This window comes from Paludisphaera sp., assembly GCF_037189885.1.
GTDB lineage: Bacteria > Planctomycetota > Planctomycetia > Isosphaerales > Isosphaeraceae > Paludisphaera.
The window spans coordinates 152,815-171,822 of the sequence record NZ_JBBCIR010000010.1 but is presented as its reverse complement, the minus strand read 5'-3'; the positions used below and the strand labels follow the sequence as shown (position 1 = coordinate 171,822).

The 19,008-nt window shown below is 71.4% G+C and carries 15 protein-coding genes; 4 read left to right on the top strand and 11 right to left on the bottom strand.

Annotated features, from left to right (window positions below; genetic code table 11):
• Positions 1-17: 17 nt before the first annotated feature.
• The gene (gene hemQ, locus WG209_RS04790; protein WP_337173868.1) at positions 18-920 is read left to right on the top strand and encodes a hydrogen peroxide-dependent heme synthase; all 903 of its coding nucleotides are present in this window, start codon (positions 18-20) and stop codon (positions 918-920) included.
• A 79-nt stretch (positions 921-999) separates the two neighbouring features.
• Here the strand turns inward: hemQ and rnhA are convergent, their stop codons facing one another.
• Positions 1,000-1,488: a ribonuclease HI gene (gene rnhA / locus WG209_RS04785; RefSeq protein WP_337173867.1), complete on the bottom strand. Its 489-nt coding sequence runs from the start codon at positions 1,486-1,488 to the stop codon at positions 1,000-1,002.
• A gap of 118 nt (positions 1,489-1,606) precedes the next feature.
• Positions 1,607-2,215, bottom strand: a complete 609-nt coding sequence (gene lexA, locus WG209_RS04780) for a transcriptional repressor LexA (RefSeq protein ID WP_337173866.1) — start codon at positions 2,213-2,215, stop codon at positions 1,607-1,609.
• Positions 2,216-2,507: 292 nt separating this feature from the next.
• Between lexA and WG209_RS04775 the strand changes: the two genes are divergently transcribed.
• Positions 2,508-3,293, top strand: a complete 786-nt coding sequence (locus WG209_RS04775; RefSeq protein WP_337173865.1) for a PIG-L family deacetylase — start codon at positions 2,508-2,510, stop codon at positions 3,291-3,293.
• 10 nt (positions 3,294-3,303) lie between these two features.
• Here the strand turns inward: WG209_RS04775 and accD are convergent, their stop codons facing one another.
• Together accD and WG209_RS04765 are read right to left on the bottom strand one after the other, a co-directional pair.
• A complete protein-coding gene (gene accD / locus WG209_RS04770; RefSeq protein ID WP_337173864.1) occupies positions 3,304-4,149 on the bottom strand; it encodes an acetyl-CoA carboxylase, carboxyltransferase subunit beta in 846 nt (281 codons plus the stop codon).
• 97 nt (positions 4,150-4,246) lie between these two features.
• The gene (locus tag WG209_RS04765) at positions 4,247-4,870 is read right to left on the bottom strand and encodes a histidine phosphatase family protein (RefSeq protein WP_337173863.1); all 624 of its coding nucleotides are present in this window, start codon (positions 4,868-4,870) and stop codon (positions 4,247-4,249) included.
• Between the two features lie 266 nt (positions 4,871-5,136).
• Between WG209_RS04765 and WG209_RS04760 the strand changes: the two genes are divergently transcribed.
• Positions 5,137-6,912, top strand: a complete 1,776-nt coding sequence (locus WG209_RS04760) for a DUF885 domain-containing protein (RefSeq protein ID WP_337173862.1) — start codon at positions 5,137-5,139, stop codon at positions 6,910-6,912.
• A gap of 209 nt (positions 6,913-7,121) precedes the next feature.
• Here WG209_RS04760 and WG209_RS04755 read toward each other — a convergent pair whose 3' ends face one another.
• The 4 genes from WG209_RS04755 to WG209_RS04740 all read right to left on the bottom strand — a co-directional run bounded on the left by WG209_RS04755 (position 7,122) and on the right by WG209_RS04740 (position 10,941).
• Entirely contained in the window at positions 7,122-8,297 is a 1,176-nt protein-coding gene (locus WG209_RS04755; RefSeq protein ID WP_337173861.1) for a hypothetical protein, read from the bottom strand.
• A gap of 250 nt (positions 8,298-8,547) precedes the next feature.
• A complete protein-coding gene (locus WG209_RS04750; RefSeq protein WP_337173860.1) occupies positions 8,548-8,913 on the bottom strand; it encodes an FHA domain-containing protein in 366 nt (121 codons plus the stop codon).
• Positions 8,910-9,512, bottom strand: coding sequence for an FHA domain-containing protein (locus WG209_RS04745; RefSeq protein ID WP_337173859.1), 603 nt, complete (start codon positions 9,510-9,512; stop codon positions 8,910-8,912). The genes WG209_RS04750 and WG209_RS04745 overlap by 4 nt, the downstream gene beginning before the upstream one ends.
• Before the next feature lie 424 nt (positions 9,513-9,936).
• Positions 9,937-10,941 (bottom strand): NAD-dependent epimerase/dehydratase family protein, encoded by a 1,005-nt coding sequence (locus WG209_RS04740; protein WP_337173858.1) that lies wholly within the window; start codon positions 10,939-10,941, stop codon positions 9,937-9,939.
• Positions 10,942-11,032: 91 nt separating this feature from the next.
• On the opposite strand from WG209_RS04740, the gene WG209_RS04735 reads away from it, so the two are divergent.
• On the top strand, positions 11,033-12,337 hold the full coding sequence (locus tag WG209_RS04735; RefSeq protein ID WP_337173857.1) for a hypothetical protein: 1,305 nt from the start codon (positions 11,033-11,035) through the stop codon (positions 12,335-12,337).
• Positions 12,338-12,391: 54 nt separating this feature from the next.
• Here the strand turns inward: WG209_RS04735 and WG209_RS04730 are convergent, their stop codons facing one another.
• From WG209_RS04730 to WG209_RS04720, 3 genes are all read right to left on the bottom strand, one after another.
• The gene (locus WG209_RS04730) at positions 12,392-14,224 is read right to left on the bottom strand and encodes a DUF1570 domain-containing protein (protein ID WP_337173856.1); all 1,833 of its coding nucleotides are present in this window, start codon (positions 14,222-14,224) and stop codon (positions 12,392-12,394) included.
• 143 nt (positions 14,225-14,367) lie between these two features.
• Positions 14,368-15,792 (bottom strand): DUF1501 domain-containing protein, encoded by a 1,425-nt coding sequence (locus WG209_RS04725; protein ID WP_337173925.1) that lies wholly within the window; start codon positions 15,790-15,792, stop codon positions 14,368-14,370.
• A gap of 47 nt (positions 15,793-15,839) precedes the next feature.
• Positions 15,840-18,968: a DUF1553 domain-containing protein gene (locus WG209_RS04720; protein ID WP_337173855.1), complete on the bottom strand. Its 3,129-nt coding sequence runs from the start codon at positions 18,966-18,968 to the stop codon at positions 15,840-15,842.
• Positions 18,969-19,008 lie beyond the last annotated feature (40 nt).

Genomic DNA, 19,008 nt, shown 5'->3' with positions numbered 1-19,008 from the left:
TTCGCGAGGGGATCGACATGAACCAGGAGACTTCCACCGCCACCCAGCCCGCCCAGTCCCCGGAGGCCCACGCCGGCGAGCGTCCCGCGCGAAGGCCATCGCGCCAGGAGGTCCCGGCCTCCCTGGTCCCCGAGACCGGCTGGCACTTCCTCCACCTGTTCTACAAGGTGGACCGCGACATCCTCGGCCGCTTCGACGAGGCGACGCGGAAGCGTGGCCGCGAGGCGTTCGCGGAAATCCTCGGCGCGAGGCCCGAGGGGGTGGAGCAGTCGCAGGTCTTCGCGGTCCCCGGCCACAAGGCCGACTTCGGCGCGATGCTCGCCGGGCCGGACATCCAGGCGATTCACGGGATCCAGAACGCGCTCGCGGCCTCGCCGCTGGGGGCGGCCTTCCGCCCGAGCTACTCGTTCTACTCGGTCACCGAGGTCTCGGAGTACGTGCCGGACGCCGACCAGTACGCGGCCATCCTCCGCGATCGCGAGAAGCTCGACCCCGAGAGCCCGTCGTTCCGGGCCAAGGTCTCCTCCTACGCCGAGCGCCTCGGGCCGATGAACGAGCATCGGATGTACCCCAAGTTCCCCGACTGGCCCTGCTTCTGCTTCTACCCGATGAGCAAGATGCGCCAGGGGGATCAGAACTGGTACCTCCTGCCGTTCGAAGAGCGATCCGAGCTGATGGCCCAGCACGGCAAGAGCGGGATGGCCTACGCCGGGAGGGTCAGCCAGGTCATCACCGCCTCGACCGGCCTGGACGACTGGGAGTGGGGCGTCACCCTCTGGGCCCGCAACCCGCTGTTCCTCAAGGACATCGTCTACACCATGCGGTTCGACGAGTCCTCCGCGAAGTACGCCCTCTTCGGCGATTTCTACTTCGGCTACTTCCTCACCCCCGAGAAGCTCGCCGAAACCCTCCGGCTCTGATTCCCGGCCCGATCCCGCCCCCTCTCCCGCCCGGGAGAGGGGACGACGCGGACGGCGGCGCTGGGGTCCCATCGCGCGCTCAGGCCGAGCCGTTGCGCTTCAATTCCTTGTAGGCGGCGACGGCCATGCGGTCGCAGGCCTCGTTCTCGGCGTGGCCGCGATGGCCCAAAACGTGGGTGACGCGGACGTCGTGGGCGGAGAGGAGCTCATCGAGCCGCTTCCACAGGTCGACGTTCATCACCGGCTTCAGCGCGTTGCCTTCCTTGCGCTGCCAGCCCCGTCGCTTCCAGTTGGGCATCCACTCCTTGATGCCCTTGGCGACGTACTGGCTGTCGGTGACGATCTCGACGGTGCACCGTCGCTTCAGCGAGGCGAGGCCCTCGATGGGGCCGGTCAGCTCCATCCGGTTGTTGGTGGTGTCCCACTCCGCTCCCGACTCGCTGCGCTCCTGGCCGCTGGCCGGGTGGCGGAGGATGTAGGCCCAGCCGCCGGGGCCCGGGTTGCCGGAGCAGGCGCCGTCGGTGAAGAGCATGACGAGGTCGGCCGGGGCCGAGGCGTCCGGTTCCATGTTCGTGATTCGATCCTTCGGTGGCGGTCGCGACTCGACGAAGCCGGCGCGGGGGAAGTCCACCGGCCGGGCCTCGATGATCGGGATGGGGCCGGACTCCGTCAAGCCCGCGCGCCGCTCAGTACTTCCGGACGACGCCGACGAGGACGCCCAGGATGTCGACCTTGTCGCGGAAGATCGGCTTCATCGTCTTGTTGGCGGGCTCCAGGCGGACGCGGCCCCGGTCGCGATAGATCCGCTTGAGGGTCGCCTCGCCGTCGTCGTCGCGCACGGCGACGATCTGGCCGTCGCGGGCCTGGTCCTGCTGCTTGATGACGACGTAGTCGCCGTCGGCGATGTGCTCCTCGATCATCGACTCACCGGCGACGCGGAGGGCGAACTTGCCGCCGTCCTCGACCCAGTCGGAGAACGTCAGCTCCTCGTCCTGCTCGATCGCCTCGATCGGCTGGCCGGCGGCGATCCGCCCCACCAGCTTCAGGCTCGCGGCCGCCGGCGCCGTCGCCGGGTCGTCCAGGAGCTGGATCGCGCGCGACATGTTCGGCTCGCGGTGGATCAGGCCCTTCTTCTGGAGCGCCTTGAGGTGGCACATCACCCCGTTGGGGCTCTTGATCTCGAAGTGCTGCCCGATCTCCCGCACCGTCGGCCCGTAGCCTCGTCCCTGAATCTTGCTCCGGATGAAGCTGTAAATCTCGCGCTGCCGCGAGGTCAGCGAGTCGAGGTCGGCCATGGGATGCTCCAGTCGTCTCGGGTTGGGGTCGGATCGATGGTCGCGGCGCGCGTCGCGCGCGGTCGATCGGCCGCGCGGCACACGGACGATCAGTATGGTGGCTGTTTGTGGCTAATGTACAGTGGTCGTCTAGCGCACGCCAGAACATTTTTCCGTTTCGACCCCGCCCCGCCCCGGACGGCCCGCCGATTCGACCCACAAGTCTCGCATGGCACTTGACTTAGATAACGTCGCGGGGCTATCGTGGGGCGGACGTTCCCGCACGCCGCCGACGGATTCGGAGCCATGACCGATGCAAGCGCCAAAGCGCGTCCTCGCCATCCACGCCCACCCCGACGACGTCGAGTTCCAGTGCGCCGGGACGCTCGCCCTGCTGCGCGCGGCGGGCCATCACGTCACGATCGCGACGATGACCCCGGGCGACTGCGGCAGCGCCGAGCACGACAGCGAGGCGATCGCGGCCATCCGCCGCGGCGAGGCGAAGGCGGCGGCCGACCTGATCGGCGCCGAGTACCTGTGCCTGGAGTTCCGCGACCTGGCGATCTTCAACGACGACGAGTCCCGCCGCCGCGTCACCGAGGCCCTCCGCCGCGTCCGCCCGGACGTGGTCCTGACGGCCCCGCCGGTCGACTACCTCTGCGACCACGAGATGACGAGCCTGCTGGTCCGCGACGCCTGCTTCGCGGCCGGCTGCCCGAACTACGCCACCCGCCAGTGGGAGCCGGCGAAGGCGCTCGACTACATCCCCCACCTGTATTACGTCGACGCCCTGGAGGGGAACGACCGCGACGGCCGGCCGCTGCCGGTGGCCTTTCATGTCGACGTGACGGACGTCTTCGAGACGAAGAAGGCGATGCTCGCCCGCCACGCCAGCCAGCGGGAATGGCTGCTCCGCCAGCACGGCATCGACGAGTACCTGGAGAGCCAGGCCCGCTGGGGGGAGATCCGCGGCAAGGAGATCGGCGTGGCGAAGGCGGAAGGCTTCCGCCAGTACCTCGGCCACCCCTACCCGCACGACAACCTGCTGCTCGAGCTGGTCGGCCAGGACGGGAAGGGGAAGCGGGCGTCGACGCCCTGAGCCGGAGGGCTCAGGGCGTGGTGTAGTCGATCAGCTGGGCGATGAGGCTCTTGAGGTCGCGGCGGTGGGCGATGCGGTCCACGAAGCCGTGCTGGAGGTGGAACTCGCTGGTCTGGAACCCCTCGGGGAGCTGGACGCGGACGGTCTGCTCGATGACGCGGGGGCCGGCGAAGCCGATCAGGGCCTTGGGCTCGGCGATGATGATGTCGCCGAGCGAGGCGAAGCTGGCGGCGACGCCCCCCATCGTCGGGTGGGTCAGCACGCTGATGAACAGGCCGCCGGCGGAGCGGTAGCGCTTCAGCGCGGTGGAGACCTTGGCCATCTGCATCAGGGAGAAGATCCCCTCGTGCATCCGGGCGCCGCCGCCGGAGCCCGAGACGATCACCAGCGGCAGCTTTTGCCGGGTGGCCTCCTCCACGGCCCGGGTGAGCTTCTCGCCGACGACCGAGCCCATGCTCCCCATGATGAATCCGCTGTCGGTGATGCCGAAGACGATGCGGCGGCCCTTGATGAAGCCCTGGCCCACCAGCGCGGCCTCGTTCAGCCCGGTGCGCTTCTGCTCGGCCTTCACGCGGTCGGGATAGGGGCGGCGGTCGTCGAAGCCCAGGGGATCGGCGGGGCGGAGGTCGGCGAACCAGTCCTCGAAGGTGTCGGTGTCCAGGAGCTGTCGGATGCGCTCCTGGGCCGTCAGCGGCATGTGGTGGTTGCACTCGGGGCAGACGCTGAGGTTCTGCTCGACCTGCTTGCGGAAGAGGGTCGCCCCGCAGCCGTCGCAGCGCATCCACACCCCCTCGGGGACGCGCTTCGCTTCGAAATGCCCGTGCCAGGCGTGCAAGGGTCCTCCTTTGGCGGCCATGGGCGGTCGTACTCCTTTGGGCGAGCGAGGATGGGCGCGGGGGCGGGGGCGCGAGCAAGCCGGCGAGGTTCCAGGGTTTCCGCCCGGGGCGATCTTGTCAAGGGGAGCCGTTGCGATGGCCGTTGCCGTTGCCGTTCCCGTTGAGCAGCTCGGCCTGGACGTCGATCTGCTCGTAGCCGCAGCAGGGGAGGAATTCGTCGAGTTGGAGCCGGGGCAGGCGCTTGAGGTATCCGGCGATGAGCCGGCCGATGGGCTCGCCGGCGATCAGGCCGAAGGCCTCGCCGTGGTGGCGGCGGATGAGGGGCCGGAACGCGGCGCGGATGCGATCCATGGCCTCCTCGATGGTCTCGCCCTGGGGGGGCCTGATGGTCCGGGGGTCGTCGATCCACTGGCGGAAGAGCCGGGCGTTGCGGCGGCGGATCTCCTCGACCTGGAGCCCCTGCCAGAGGCCCTGGTCGAGGTTGCGGAACTCGTCGATCCGCTTGGGGCGCAGGCCCAGGGCCTTGCCGACGACCTCGGCGGTGCGGACGACGCTCTCCCCCGGCCCGCAGTAGAGGGCCGACAGGGGCGACTGCCGCTCTCGCGCGACGAGGCGGCCCGCCAGGAGGTCGACGTCGACCTCGCCCTGGTCGCTCAGGGGGATGTCCAGGACGCCCTGGACCCGGTTCTGCTCGTCGTAGAGCGTCGTGCCGGGGCGAATGAGTAGGACCTGCGATGACATCGACGCGGCCATCGTTTCTCGTCTGGACCAGCGGGGCGGCGCGGACTTAGGCCCGGCGGCGAAGGGCCAGCCGGGCCGAGGGCGCTCGGGTCGGAATCTCAACCTGCGACCGAAGTCGGGGCCGGCGTGCCGCGGGCCCTCCCCTTGGTTGACGGGTGAACCCCGCCCGTCGTATCGTCTGGTTCTACCATCCCGCCCCTTGTTTGACAAGATTCCCGCCCGGGGCCCCCGCCCTCCCCGCCCCGAGCCGCCCGGAGGACCGCCCGATGGACCATCGACCGCTGGCCAGGGCCGCCGCCCTCGCCGCCTGCCTCGCCGCCGCCGCGCCGGCCCTCGGCGACGAGCCCGCCGAGGACGCCCGCCTGGCCGCGACGTTCGACGCCTACCTCAAGGAATGGTTCCGTCGCGAGCCGACCACGGCCACGACCCTGGGCGACCACTCCCACGACGATCGCCTGGACGACCTCTCCCCCGAGGCCCGGCGGTCCAACCTCGACTTCCAGAAGGGGACGCTCGACCGGCTCGCCCGCGAGTTCGACCCGGCCAGGCTGACCCCCGCCGGCCGGGTGGATCTGGACATATTCCGGCGCAACCTGGAGGCGTCGATCTGGCTCCGCGAGAACTTCGACCCCTTCCGCGACGACCCGCGCGTCTACGGCGACTACGTCACCAACTCCGTCTACCTCCTGCTGACGCAATCGACGCTGCCGATGGAGGTCAACCGCCGCAACGCCCTGAAGCGCGTCCAGGAGGCTCCCCGCATCCTGGAGACGGCGCGGCGGACGATCGGCCGGTCCCCGCGCGTGAAGGTGGAGACCGCCATCCGGCAGGCCGAGGGGGCCGTCTCCTTCTACAAGCGGGAGCTGTTCGCGCTGCTGGGCGACGAGCCGGGCCAGGGCGAGTTCGCCGAGCCCGCCGCCAGGCTGGCCGCGGAGCTGGAGTCGTACGTCGAGTTCCTCAAGGCCGACGTCCTCCCGGACGCCACCGACGACTGGCGGATCGGCCGCGAGAAGTTCGCCACGAAGCTCGACTTCGAGCTGGACGCCGGCCTGACGGCCGACGAGGTGCTGGCCGAGGCCGCGGCCGAGGCGACGCGGGTCGAGGCCGAGATGGCCGCCTTCGCGCGTCACCTCTGGGCCGGCTACTTCCCCGGCGAGGTCGTCCCCCCCGACGACGAGGCGGGCCGTCGCGAGATGACGCGCCGGGTGCTGGAGAAGATCGGCGAGGACCACGGCACGGCCGAGACGCTGGTCGACGACGCCCGCGCGACCGTCGCCCGGATCAAGGATTTCATCCGCGACCGCAAGATCCTGGCCCTCCCCGAGCCCGACCAGTGCCGGATCATCGAGATGCCGGAGTTCATGCGGGGGAATTCGGTGGCCTACCTGAACCCCGCGCCGCCGCTGGACGTCCGCGGCGGCAGCGAGTACGCCATCAGCCCGCCGCCGTCGGACTGGTCCCCCGAGCGCGCCGAGAGCTTCCTCCGCGAGTACAACCGGGCGATGCTCCAGATCCTCACGATCCACGAGGCCTACCCCGGCCACTACGTCCAGCTCGAGTACGGCAACCGCTCCCCCAGCCTGATCCGCAAGGTGCTGTGGTCGGGCACCTTCGCCGAGGGCTGGGCCGTCTACACCGAGCGGATGATGCTCGACCAGGGCTTCGGCGACGGCGACCCGGCGCTGCGGCTCCAGCAGCTCAAGTTCTACCTGCGGGCCGTCGTCAACGCGATCCTGGACTTCAAGATGCACTGCGACGGCATGACCGACGACGAGGCCCGCGAGCTGCTCGTCGGCCGCGCCTTCCAGACCGACGGCGAGGCGACCGGGAAGATCATCCGGGCCAAGCAGTCGTCGTGTCAGCTCTCCACCTACTTCGTCGGCCGGACGGCCTTCTCCCGCCTGCGCGTGGCGGTCCAGCGCGAGATGGGCGAGTCCTTCGACCTGGCCCGCTTTCACGAGGCCGTGCTGGGCGAGGGGACGATCCCGGTGAAGCACCTGCCGAAGCTGGTCCGGGCGAAGCTGGGCCTCGGGGACGACTGATCGCCGCGAGGAGGACGCGGCGAGGACGGATCTCCTGCCTTCGTTCGCGGCAAGGGCCGGCCGAGGGCCGAAAGCGTCAGCTTGTCTCGCGGGCCGGGCCGAGACCCGGCCCGCGGGGAGCATCGGGCGAGCCCATCAAACAGCAAGGCCCCGCCGCGAGGGGATCGCGGCGGGGCCTTTTTGGATTCCGTCGGCTCGGGCCGTCCGTCTCAGCGCTGAGGCGGAGGCGGGGGGGGCGTCGCGTCCGGGAAGGGAGCCTGCCCGCCGCGGGGGGCGCCCTGCGCGGGGGGCTGGCCGCTGGTGCCCCGGAGCTGCTCGTCGCTCATGGCGGAGAAGAAGTCGTGGGGCTGGGCCCTGTAGGTCGGCGGGTTCTCCGGGAGCTTCAGCTCGGAGAGGAGCTTGTCGCGGGCGCCGTCCATCGTGGGGTAGAGCTCGGCGTAGGCGTTGCGCTGCTCGGGGGTGGTGGCGGGGCCGAAGCGCAGGTTGAAGGTGCGCATGAAGCCCAGGAGGTTGCCGAGGTCGGTCTTCTCGACGTTCCGCAGCTCGTTGAGGACCTCCTCGATCTTGGGCTCCTCCAGCATCCGGGTCAGGGCGAGGATGGTGCGGGCGAAGTTGAGGGCGTCGCGGTCCTCGCGCTGGTTCGTCAGGGGGGTCTCGGTCAGCTTGTCGTTGATGCGATGCGCGACGCCGCGGAGCTGTTCGAGGGTCTCGCTCGCGATCTGGCCGTCCTGCAACTCCTTGCGGGCCTGGGCGACGAGCTTGTCGAAGTCCTTGCGCTCGGGCTCAAGCCTGGGGTCGCGGAGGCGGGCGGGCCACTTGGAGGCGTCGCGGAGGCCCTCAAGGCTGAGGGTGATGGCCGCGACGGCGTTGCGGAAGGGGATCTGGCGGACCGTCGCGGCGTCGATCGGGGCGTCGACGGTCCGCAGGGTCGAGGGGGGGATTCGCGGGTCGGAGAGCTGGTCGAGGATCGCGTTGAGGGCGTCTCCCTGCTCGATGTCCCGCGGCGAGGGGTTGTTGTGGATGCGTTCCAGGTTGGCGTTGTACGCGTCGCGGTTGCGGGCGAGGTTGGCGTCGCGCCGGCCGTAGTACTGGCGCGTCGCCTCCTTCTGGGCCTCGTAGACGTACTGGTTCCACCGCATGACGGTGTCGGTGTTGATCGAGTTGGCGACGGCGGTCTTCTCGTTGTAGACGCCGGCGCCCATGGCGAACATCCCGAGCCCCTGGGCGAGGCTCCCCTGGGGGGTGGAGCCGGCGCCCCAGCCGCCCCAGCCGTAGCCGCCGTAGCCGCCGTACCGGCCGTATCCCCACTGGGCGTGGCACTGGGCCGCCGGGAAGCTCAGCGCGGCCGCCAGCCCCAGGGCGGCCAGGATCGTTCGTTTCCGCATGGTCGTGTCCCTCGGGTGTGGTCGTTCCCAATTCCCGCGTCCCCGCCCTCGCGGCGCGAGCGCGGGAGGCGTCGTCCGAATCGGCCAGGTGCCGGGAGCGCCGTCGGCGCCGAGGAAAGCGGCCGCGGGTCGACGTCCCGATCGGGTCTCGTTCATGAACTATAGCACCGGGCGGGGACCGAAATCCACAACGCCCCGCCTCGCGTCGGGCGTGGAACGCGCGGGAAGCGCCGCGCGGAGGCGTGCCGGCTCAGATGTCGTCCAGGGGGACCAGGTCGACCTCGGGCGCGTCCTCGGACGGCCGCGGCTCGGGGCGGGCCCCGGCGGCCTCGTCGCGCTCGACGCGGAAGATGAGCGGGCCGATGGCGACCTCGTCGCCGCGGAAGAGCTGGGTCTCGACGATCTCGCGGCCGTTCACCCGGACGCCGTTGCGGCTCCCGAGGTCGCGCACGATCAGGCGGTCGTAGGCCAGGGCGAAGCAGCAGTGCCGGCGGGAGATCTTCGGGGAGTCCAGCTGGAGGTCGCACTCCGGGTGCCGGCCGACGAGGTAGACCGGGCGTTGCAAGAGGACGACGGGCCCGCTCCCCCGCGCCAGGGGCGTCAGCCGCAGCGTCATCCCGTCACCTCGTCCGGGTCCGGTTCCGGGCGCGGCTCCGGTCGAGACGCGTTGGAGAACTCCACGGGCGTCGGCGGGGGCGCGTCGTCGGGCTCGTCGCCGTCCACTCGGACGATCACCTCGATCTTGCAGCGATGGGCGACCGACGAGGGGAGGGCCTTCCGCACCGCCGCGGCCAGGTCGCTATCCCCCGCCAGGCAATGGGTCTCGACCCCGTCGAGGAGCGCCACGCCCGGGGGCCGATCGGGGCCCGACGCGCGGCCGATCGCCAGGGCCGACGCCGATGACAGGGGATCGGCCAGGGTCCGGTCGTGGCCCAGCCCGGCGTCGAGGCGATAACGCAAGTGCGCGATGGACAGCTCGTCGCCGAGCCGGAGCCGGCCGATCTCCACCCGCTCGCCGTTGATCCGGATGCCGTTGGTGCTCCCCAGATCCCGGACCAGCAGCTCGCCGCCGTCGGGGGTCATGCAGCAGTGGTGCCGCGAGACGCGAAGCGAGTCGAGCCGCACGTCGCACGCGGGATGGCGTCCCACCACGACCATGGCGCGATCGAGATTGATGTCCTGACCTTCGTCGAGGGCCACGAGGCGGGCATTCATGAGACTTGATCCTCGGACGAGGCCGCCGACGGACCGGTCATGCTCCGCCGCGGTAGGACAGGGTGGCGACTATAATCGAATTCGATCGTACCGGTCTACGGCAAAGCGGTCGGCCGTGCCCCATTCGCAACGTCCGCGGGCCCGCCGGGCCAACCTCCGCGACGCGAGGCCTCCTCGGTGGGAACCGTCGAGAACACGCGAAGGCGACGAAAAACCCGCGAACTTTCGGCGAATCAGGCCCGCCTTATCCGTCCATCCCCCCCATCCCGCGTCGCGGCCGAGCATTGCCGACCCCTCCGCGACGTGTCGCGGGCCGTGCCGCAAGTCGACACGCGCCGCACGCATGGAGTTTACGGGAAACAATCAAGAACTTAACGGCGAAATATCGGGATGGGCGAAAATCTTCGGATTACACGAAGCTTCGTCACCGGGCGGCCGGTCCTGTCGCGCCGCTCGCCCGCAGCCAGTCCACGGCGTCAGCGAGCGACTCCCGGACGGGCCGGGGTTCCAGGTCGAGTTCCCGGAGGCTGCGGCTGGCGTCGAAGTGCATGAGCCGGCGGGCGAGCTTCAGCCCGGTGACGGTCGCCTGGGGGGATCGTCCCGAGACGCGGTCGGCCCACAGTTCGCTGGCATGAGCAAACGCCAGGCCAATGGCGTAGGGGACGCGCCATCGCGGGGCCGGCCGTCCCGTCAGCTCGGAGAGGATGCCGAACAGCTCCAGGAGGGTGAGGTTGGCCCCCCCCAGCAGGTAACGCCTCCCGGGGCGGCCGACCTCCAGGACGCGCGCCAGCCCGAGGGCCACGTCGCGGACGTCGATGAGGTTGAGGGTGCAGTCGAGGACGGCCGGCAGGGCGCCGCGGGTGAAGTCGCGGATCAGCCGGGTCGGGGGGGAGCCGCCGCGGTCGCCGGGGCCCACCGGCATCGTCGGGTTGGCGACCACGATCGGCTTGCCCTCGGCGGCGAGCTTCATGGCGTGGTTCTCGGCCCGGAGCTTCGACAGGCAATAGGGGCCCACGGCGTCGGATTCCTCGATCCGCACGTCCTCGTCGATCGGGCCGGCGGCGCCGGACTTCGTCAGGATGCTCTCGGTGCTGGTGTGGAGGATCCGCTCGGCGCCGGCGGCGAGCGCGGCGTCGAGGACGTGGACGGTCCCGCGATGGTTGACGGCTTCGAACTCTCCGCGGTCGGGTGCCCAGAGGTTGGGGTTCGCGGCCAGGTGGTAGACGAACCGGCTGCCGCGGAGGGCCTCGTCCAGCCCCTCTCGGCGTCGGACGTCGGCGAAGACGATCTCGACGCCGCTCGGCAGGTGGGAGACGTCGGCCCCCGGCCGCTCGACGACGCGGACGGCCTCGCCGCGCGCGGCCAGCAGCTCGACCAGGTGGCCGCCGATGAACCCCGCGCCCCCGGTGACGGTCGTCAGTCCGCTCATCGCTCCCCCGTTTCGCCCCGGTGGACCCGCCTGTACCATAACGCGCCAGCCACGTCGACGAGACCGACGCCCCCCGAGGGAGGACGCCTTGATGCCCATCGCCCGCGCACGCCTCCGGACCGCCGGCCTGACGGCGCTCGTCGTCGGCCTGGCCGCCCTGCCCGCCGCGACCGCGCGGGCCGAGATTCTAGCAGGGGCCGCCGTCCGGATCATCACGCCCGATCCGCTCCTGCCCGTTTCCGGCGGGATGGGCCCCACCCGACCCGCCACCGAGAAGCGCGGCGAGCTGACGGCGCGGGCCCTGGTGCTCCGCAAGGGAGACGTCACGGTCGGCGTCGTGGCGCTGGACCTGCTCGGCTTCCCCGCCGTCCTGGCCGAGCGCGTCCGGGCGCTCGTCCCGCGCATCCCCTCGGACAACATCCAGATCGGCTCCACGCACACCCACAGCGCCCCGGACTGCTACGCCCTGCCCGACGGCAAGGGGGGCCATTCCGGCGACCTCGCATACATGGACATGGTCTGCCGCCGCGCGGCGGAGGCGCTGAACGAGGCGATCGACCGCCTGGAGCCGGCCCGGATCCGGACGGCGGTGGGCGAGGCGAGGGGCAAGATCGCCTACAACTACTACGCGCCCGACCTGTACGACCGCCGCATGGGGGTGATCCAGGCCACGCGCGGCGACGGGACGGCGATCGCGACCCTGGTCAACTACGCGATCCATCCCGAGGTGCTTGGGAACCAACTCGGCATCGTCAGCCCGGACCTGGTCGGCCCGCTGTGCGAGGAGCTGGAGGCGAAGGCCGGCGGCGTCGCGCTCTTCATGAACGGCGCGCAAGGGGGGATGGTCACGGCCGACAACCGACTGCTGGACCGGCCTTCCGACCCGGCCCGAGCCTCCTGGGAGGACGCCCGGACCTGGGAGGAGTGCGATCGCATCGGCCGGCTGATGGCCTCCGAGGCCCTCCGGATCGCGGCCGACGCCCCCGCCCAGGACGACCCCGCGCTCACCTGCCGCGCGAGGGTCGTCAAGCTGCCGGTCGAGTCCGACCTGATGTGGGCCGTCGTGGTCCACTCGCCGCTGAAGTACCCCCACGGCGACGACCGGACGGTCTCGACCCGGATCAACCTGGTCGAGCTGGGCGACGCCCGCGTCCTGACGATCCCCGGGGAAGCCTTGCCGAACATCGGCTTCTACCTCAAGCGGAAGATGGGGGACGGCCCCGCCTTCCTGTTCGGCCTGACGAACGACGCCTTCGGCTACATCCTGACCCGCGTCGACTTCCAGAGCTTCCCGCGCTACGACTACGTCTCCCGGACGTCGCTCGGCGAGGAGACGGGGGAGATCCTGATCACGGAGTCGCTGAAGCTGATCGAGGAGGCCGGGCGGGAGCGATGAGGGCCCCCGCCCAGCGACGGGGAGCGATCCCTCCCGGGGAGGCGCCGCCGGCGTTCAGTTCGACTGCATCCACCCCTGGACGGCGAGCTGGGCGCGGGCGCGGCTGGGGAAAGGGGTGGCCTGCCAGGACGGGACGCCGACGGCGGGGTTGGACATCTCGTCGATCCACTGGCGGATCAGCTGCGGGGACTGGCTGACCATCGCCGCGCGGCGGACCATGCCGTTGGCGAGCGGCTGTTCGAACTGGACCGCGTAATAGGGCATCGGGTCGTACCCCTTGCGCTTGGTCAGCCGGTTGAGGTAGGCGTGGACCGTCCTGTCGAGCTTGCCGAGGTCGTCGCCGAACGTGGCGCGGAAGGTCCGGACGTGGTCGTCGGGCGAGCGGGGCTCCAGCGGCGGGGCGTCGGCCATGACGCGGAGGAAGCGGGTGAAGTCGTCGCTCCGCTCCATGGCGAGGTAGTGCGTGATCGCCCAGGCCAGGGCGTACTCGGTGGGGGTCAGCTCCGTCCGGCGGATCATGGCCTCCACCAGCGGCTGGCCCGGCTCGCGGAACAGGGACCGCGTCTGGGCGTCCTGGCCGCGCATCGAGAGCGACACCGGGTCCTCGATCTCCCGCAGCGTCGCCATGTGCAGGTTGTTGATCTGCCCCAGGCCGTCCCAGGCCGGCTGGCCCTTGCGCGAGGCCGGCGCGGAGCAATATTCGGCCAGGCCCTCGACCAGCCAGAGGGGCCACTCCGCCAGGCGGGGCTGGACGCCGATGTTCTGGAGGATCTGGTGCGTCCCCTCGTGGGCGGTCATCTGGGGCCTGAGGAGGGCGTCGACCTCGGGCCCGCCGCGGCGGCCCGACGGCTGCTCATACAGGAAGATGCGGTTGGAGTAGATCTCGTAATAGGCCTGCACGTCCGGCGCGACGGGCCGATGGTTCCGGAAGTCCTCCTCGGACTTGAAGATCACCGCGACGAGCGGGAACTCGGCCTCGTGGACGGTCACGTCGTGCTTGCGGAAGGCGGCGAGCAGGCGGCCGTGGAGGTCCTCCAGCAGTACCCCGTTGGTCCGGGCGAACGAGTCGTCCTCCCCCTGGTGGAGGATCAGGTAGTGGTCCGTCCGATGGACGTTGAAGCCCTCGAACGGGCCGCGGGCCAGGTCCTCGGCCACCTCGTCGGCCGTGGCGGCGCGGAACGGCTCGTCGGTCGGCACGAGCATCGACGGCAGGCCGAGGCGGCCGTCGGGGAGCATCAGCACGGCCTTGCCCTCGTGGCAGCCGTGGAGCCTGGCGACGACCTGGCGGCCGGAATCGTCGCGGATCAGGAACCGACGCTCGGCCTCGATCGGCGACGAGGCGGCGAACTCGCGGGCCGACGGCGCGCCGAAGTCGGGCGGGACCAGCACCGGCGGCGTCGGGCCCGGCGCGACGACGGGGGCGTCCGCGATCTCATCGCCCCGCGCCGGGGTCGCGAGCCCTTGCCGGACGGCCGACACGACCCGCATGGCCCGACGCGCCGGCTCCAGCGCCTTCAGCGCGAGTTCGCGCGCCGAGGCCAGGTCGCGAGTCGCCTCTACGGGCGCGACGTGGAGGGCCGTCGGCTGCAGGCGGATCTCGCCCGCCCAGGGGGGGGAGGCCGTCGCGACGGTGGACCACGCCACGGCGCACCAGGCGGCCAGCGGGGCCGCCGCCATCAGCAGCAGCGTCAGCTCCGCGAGCCCGGCCGCCCCGAGCATCGCCCGGCGACGGGGCTCGCCGCGAGGGGCCGCGTCCGGGCCCCGATCGGGCCGGGGCACGCTCACCGCCGCGCCGCAGGCGGGGCACTCGCGCCGACGCTCGACATCCGGTCGGCGGATGCGGATGGCCTTGCCGCAGCCGCCGCAGCTCGTCACCACGGGTTCCATGGCCGTCGTCTCGCGGGTCATGGGGGCGGATACGAAGGAATTCAGCGAAAGGTGAAAGTCAAGTCTAGCAAGCCCCGCCGGGGCCCGCCAGGGCTGGGCCGGGTTTCCGGGATTCGCGCCCGCCCCGCCGAGGCGAGGGGCCGTCACGCCAGGATCGGCTTGACCACCCTGCCGTGGACGTCGGTGAGGCGGAAGTCTCGGCCCTGGAACCTGTAGGTCAGGCGCTCGTGGTCGATCCCCAGCAGGTGGAGCATCGTGGCGTTCAGGTCGTGCACGTCGACCGGGTCGCGGACGATGTTGTAGCTGAAATCGTCGGTCTCGCCGTGGACGACGCCCGGCTTGATCCCGCCGCCGGCCAGCCAGACGGTGAAGCAGCGGGGGTGGTGGTCGCGGCCGTAATCGGTCGCGGTCAGCGCCCCCTGGCTGTACACGGTGCGGCCGAACTCGCCCCCCCAGACGATCAGGGTGTCGTCCAGCAGCCCACGCTGCTTCAGGTCGATGAGCAGCGCGGCCGACGCCTGGTCGGTGTCTCGGCACTGGGCGCGGATCTGGTTGGGGAGGTCGCCGTGCTGGTCCCAGCCCATGTGGTAGAGCTGGATGAACCGAACCCCGCGCTCGGCCAGGCGACGGGCCAGCAGGCAGTTCGCCGCATAACTGCCGGGCCGGGCGACGTCGGGGCCGTAGAGGTCCAGGATGGACTTAGGCTCGCCGCCGAGGTCGGTCAGCTCCGGGACCGAGGATTGCATCCGGAAGGCCAGCTCGTACTGGGCGATCCGGGTGAGGATCTCCGGGTCGCCGACTTCCTGGTGCCGCATCTCGTTCAGCTCGCCGAGGTCGTCGAGCTGGCGGCGGCGGATCTCGGGCGAGCAGCCGGAGGGGTTGGCGAGGTACAGCACGGGCTCCTTGCCGCCGCGGAGCTTCACCCCCTGATACCGCGTGGGGAGGAAGCCGCTCCCCCAGAGGCGGTCGTACAGGGGCTGGTCGGTCCGGCCGCGCGAGAGCAGGACCACGAACGACGGCAGGTCGCGGTTCATGCTCCCCAGGCCGTAGGCCACCCACGACCCCATGCTCGGCCGCCCGGCGAGCTGCGAGCCGGTCTGCACGAAGGTCACGGCGGGGTCGTGGTTGATCGCCTCGGTCTGCATCGATCGGATGATGCAAATATCGTCCACCACCTTCGCGGTGTGGGGGAGCAGCTCGCTGATCCAGGCCCCGCTCTCGCCGTGCTGGGCGAACTTGAAGATCGACGGCGCGACCGGGAACGACGACTGGCCCGACGTCATCGTCGTGATCCGCTGGCCCATGCGGATCGAGTCGGGCAGCTCGATCCCCCGCCGCTCCTGGATGGCCGGCTTGTAGTCGAGCAGGTCGAGCTGCGACGGCGCGCCCGACTGGAACAGGTAGATGACCCGCTTCGCCTTGGGGGCGAAGTGGGGGAGCCCCGGCGGGAGCCCGTCGGCGTCCGGGCCGGCCTCCGGGCCCGCGAGGGCGGCGGGGCCCATCAGCGATCCCAGGGCCATCGACCCGAGCCCCAGGCCGGAACGCCGCAGGAAGAGGCGGCGGTTCATGTCTTGCGCGATCGCGAGCTGTTCCACGTCTCGGCCTCCGGCCCGGATCATTCCAGGGTGATCGTCTCGTCCAGGTTGAGGATGACGCCGGCGGTCGCGGCGTGGGCGGCCAGCTCGGCCGGGTCGACCCCCTCGGGCGCGGGGGATTCGCCCTGCCGGATCAAGGCGCCGGCGGCGTCCGGGTCGGCCCGGAACGCCTCGAGATAGCTCGCCAGCCCGGCGACCAGCACGCGGCGCTCGTCCGAGTTCGGCTCGCGCCCCGTGGCCAGCCGGAACGCGAACGCCACGCGGCCCTCGGGGGCGGGGCCCCCCTCGGCGATCATCCGCGCCGCCAGGTTCCGCGCGGCCTCGACGTAGGCCACGTCATTCAGGAGTTCGAGCGCCTGGAGCGGGGTGTTCGTCCGGGCCCGCTTGACCTGGCAGATCTCGCGGCTGGGGGCGTCGAAGGTCGCCATCACGGGATGCGGCACCGTCCGCTTGCGGTAGACGTAGAGGCTGCGTCGGTACAGCTTCTCCCCCTTGTCCTGGACGTAGGGCCCCTCCCCCGCCCCGCCCGCCAGCTCCTCCCACAGCCCCTCGGGCTGGTAGGGCTTCACGGAGGGGCCGCCGGCATGGGGCGAGAGCAGGCCGGCGATCGCCAGCGCGTTGTCGCGGACGGCCTCGGCGCCCAGGCGGAAGCGAGGCCCGCGCGCCAGCAGGCGGTTCTCCGGGTCGCGTGCGACCAGGTCGGCCGTGACCCGCGACGACTGGCGGTACGTCGCGCTCAGGACGATCCGCCGGTGCAGCCCCTTGAGGTCCCAGCCGTCGCGGACGAACTCCGTCGCGAGCCAGTCGAGCAGATCCGGGTGCGAGGGCGGCTCCCCTTGCACTCCGAAGTTCTCGGCCGTCTTCACCAGGCCCTCGCCGAAGTGGTGCTCCCAGACGCGGTTGACCGTCACGCGGGCCGTCAGCGGGTTCTCCGGCGCGACGAGCCAGCGGGCCAGCGCCAGCCGATCCGGCTCGGCCCCGGAGGGCAGCGGCGGCAGGCAATCCGGGACGCCCGCCGTCAGCGAGACCGACTCGTCCGGCAGGTCGTACTGCCCGCGCTTCAGGGGGTGGAGCGGGCGTTTCGTCGGCGCGTCTTCCATGATCATGACGGTCGGGATGGCCGGCTCGAAGTCGGCCTTCTCCTTCTTCAGGGCCTCCAGCCGCGCGACGAGCGGGGGCGACGCGCCGTCGATCCGATCGCGGAAGTGGCCGGCGAGGGCGACCCTGGCGACGGCGGTCCGCTCGGCCTCGGGCGTCCTGGCGACCGCCAGCATCGCCCGATCGCGCAGGGCGGCGACCTCCTCGGGAGCAAAGGCGCGGGGGGCGATCCGGACTTCGGCCAGCTCGCCGCGGAGGGCCAGGCCGGTCGAGCGGCTGCCGATCCGCAGCGGCTGGTCGGTGGCCGTGGTGCTCCGCAGGGTGTCGGCCTCGACGTCGACCTCGGCCGGCTTGCCGTCGACGTACAGCCCCACGCCGGCCGCCTTGCCCGAGCCGTCGTAGGTGACGGCGACGTGCGCCCAGGGGTTGCGAGGGAGGGGGGCCTTCGTCTTGACCTTGATCGCGTCGGCGGGCCAGGCGTGGATGAGATGGAGGGTGAGCTTCCCCCCCTCGGTGATGGTGACGTCGTAGCCGCGGATGCCGTTGGCGTCGTCCATCTTGCTGACGCACGCCCCGTCGTCGAGCGGCCGGACCCACAGGGCGACGGTGAAGGGCCGGTCGCGGTCCAGGTCGGGGCCGGCGTCGACCGCGACGAACGACCCGGGCTTGCCGTCGAGCGCCAGCGCCCGGCCGACGGGGCCGTCGACCCACGTCGGCTCGCCCTCGCCGCGATACGAGGCGCCGGCGGGGATGGTCCCGGCCAGGTCGACGCGATGCGTCCAGTCGGCGGGCTCGGGCGGGAGGTCTCGCGACCGGGCCTCGGCTTCCCACTCCGCCTGTCGGGCTTCGAGGCCGGCCTCGGCGTCCTGGACTTCCCTCGCGGCGGCGGCGATGGCGGCGTCGAGGGCCTCCATCCGCTCGCGCTGATCGTCCGTGGGGACGGCGATCAGCGGCGGGACGTTGCCGCGGGTCTCGGTGTAGACGCCCTTCTCGTTGACGTCGTTGAAGAAGCCGAGGAACTGGTAGAACTCGTCCTGGGAGACCGGGTCGTACTTGTGGTCGTGGCAGCGGGCGCATCCCATCGTCAGGCCGAGGAAGGCGGTGGCGGTGGTCTCGACGCGGTCGACGGCGTTCTCGATCCGGTATTCCTCGTCGATCGAGCCGGCCTCGGTGACGGTGCGGTTGTTGCGATTGAAGCCGGTGGCGATCTTCTGGGAGAGGGTGGCGTCGGGGAGGAGGTCGCCGGCGACCTGCTCGACGGTGAACTGGTCGAAGGGCATGTTGCGATTGAAGGCCGCGACGACCCAGTCGCGCCAGGGCCACATGGTCCGGGCGAAGTCGTTCTGATAGCCGTTGGTGTCGGCGTAGCGGGCGACGTCGAGCCATCCGGTGGCCATCGCCTCGCCGTATCGCGGGGAGGCGAGCAGGCGGTCGACGAGCCGCTCGTAGGCCTCCGGGGCCTGGTCGGCGAGGAAGGCGTCGATCTCGGCGACCGTGGGGGGGAGGCCGGTGAGGGCCAGGGTGACGCGACGGATCAGGGTCGTCCTGTCGGCCTCAAGCGCGGGCTCCAGGCCCTCGCGTTCCAGGCGGGCGAGGACGAAGCGGTCGATCGGGCCGCGGGCGCGATCGGCGAGGCGGACGGCCGGCGGCTCGGGGCGCTTCGGCGTTTCGAAGGCCCAGTGCTTGCCCCAGGGCGCGCCCTCGTCGACCCACCGCGCGAGAGTGGCGACCTGCTCGGGCGTGAGCGCCTTGCCGAACTTGGTCGGCGGCATCCTGTCGTCGGCATCGTCGGTGACGAGCCGGCGGATCAGCTCGCTCTCCTCGGCGTTGCCGGGCACGACGATCGGGTCTTCCTCGCGAAGCGTGCTCTCGCGGGCGTCGAGCCGGAGGTCGGCCTTGCGCGCCGCGGCGTCGGGGCCGTGGCAGACGAGGCAGTTTTCGGAGAGGATGGGGAGGACGTCGCGACTGAAGTCGACGGGGGGCTCGGCCCCGAGGGCGGGCGCGGCCAGGGCCGCGACCATCCCGAGCGCGACGAGGCATCGATACGGCATGCGGTCACGCTCCTCGGCGGGGTCTCGCTCCACTCAACAT

Bases quoted from the DNA above. Each gene is read 5' to 3' on its own strand.
- hemQ (WP_337173868.1), top strand. From the start codon at position 18: ATGAACCAGGAGACTTCCACCGCCACCCAGCCCGCCCAGTCCCCGGAG.
- rnhA (WP_337173867.1), bottom strand. From the start codon at position 1,488: ATGGAACCGGACGCCTCGGCCCCGGCCGACCTCGTCATGCTCTTCACC.
- lexA (WP_337173866.1), bottom strand. From the start codon at position 2,215: ATGGCCGACCTCGACTCGCTGACCTCGCGGCAGCGCGAGATTTACAGC.
- WG209_RS04775 (WP_337173865.1), top strand. From the start codon at position 2,508: ATGCAAGCGCCAAAGCGCGTCCTCGCCATCCACGCCCACCCCGACGAC.
- accD (WP_337173864.1), bottom strand. From the start codon at position 4,149: ATGGCCGCCAAAGGAGGACCCTTGCACGCCTGGCACGGGCATTTCGAA.
- WG209_RS04765 (WP_337173863.1), bottom strand. From the start codon at position 4,870: ATGTCATCGCAGGTCCTACTCATTCGCCCCGGCACGACGCTCTACGAC.
- WG209_RS04760 (WP_337173862.1), top strand. From the start codon at position 5,137: ATGGACCATCGACCGCTGGCCAGGGCCGCCGCCCTCGCCGCCTGCCTC.
- WG209_RS04755 (WP_337173861.1), bottom strand. From the start codon at position 8,297: ATGCGGAAACGAACGATCCTGGCCGCCCTGGGGCTGGCGGCCGCGCTG.
- WG209_RS04750 (WP_337173860.1), bottom strand. From the start codon at position 8,913: ATGACGCTGCGGCTGACGCCCCTGGCGCGGGGGAGCGGGCCCGTCGTC.
- WG209_RS04745 (WP_337173859.1), bottom strand. From the start codon at position 9,512: ATGAATGCCCGCCTCGTGGCCCTCGACGAAGGTCAGGACATCAATCTC.
- WG209_RS04740 (WP_337173858.1), bottom strand. From the start codon at position 10,941: ATGAGCGGACTGACGACCGTCACCGGGGGCGCGGGGTTCATCGGCGGC.
- WG209_RS04735 (WP_337173857.1), top strand. From the start codon at position 11,033: ATGCCCATCGCCCGCGCACGCCTCCGGACCGCCGGCCTGACGGCGCTC.
- WG209_RS04730 (WP_337173856.1), bottom strand. From the start codon at position 14,224: ATGGAACCCGTGGTGACGAGCTGCGGCGGCTGCGGCAAGGCCATCCGC.
- WG209_RS04725 (WP_337173925.1), bottom strand. From the start codon at position 15,792: ATGAACCGCCGCCTCTTCCTGCGGCGTTCCGGCCTGGGGCTCGGGTCG.
- WG209_RS04720 (WP_337173855.1), bottom strand. From the start codon at position 18,968: ATGCCGTATCGATGCCTCGTCGCGCTCGGGATGGTCGCGGCCCTGGCC.